General features: G+C 42.5%; 2 protein-coding genes. Both read left to right on the top strand.

The window, feature by feature from the left end; genetic code table 11:
• The first annotated feature begins 63 nt into the window (after positions 1–63).
• Positions 64–192, top strand: coding sequence for a hypothetical protein (locus tag AC04NP_RS30725; protein ID WP_482863957.1), 129 nt, complete (start codon positions 64–66; stop codon positions 190–192).
• 6 nt (positions 193–198) lie between these two features.
• On the top strand, positions 199–365 hold a 167-nt coding region (locus AC04NP_RS30720), incomplete at its 3' end, for a transposase (protein WP_482863958.1).

The following is a 365-nucleotide window of genomic DNA, read 5'->3' as shown; positions in this document are numbered from 1 at the left end:
GAGAGTGTAAATTAAAGTCTGTCTAAGTTAAAGCATAAAAATAATATCTAACTTAGAACAGAAATGACACAAGAAGAATTAAACGAATTACAAAAGAAAGCCTTAGAGCAATTCAAAACAGGCAAGCCACTATTTGGTAAAGACGGGGCTTTCGCACCGATGTTAAAACAATTCCTGGAGTCAGCGCTTTAAGCGGAGATGAGCGAGCATCTGGATGAACAGAAGCGTGAGGTGGGGAACAAACGAAACGGGAAAGGGAAAAAAACCATCAAGAGCTCTACAGGCTCCTTTGCCATCGAAACCCCACAGGATCGTCAAAGTAGCTTTGATCCTCAGATTGTCAAGAAACGAGAGACGGTGCTGGC

The sequence above is a fragment of the Agaribacillus sp. DX54 genome (genome assembly GCF_056858335.1).
Note: the sequence above shows the minus strand (reverse complement) of the source record. Positions and strands in the feature narration are given on the sequence as shown.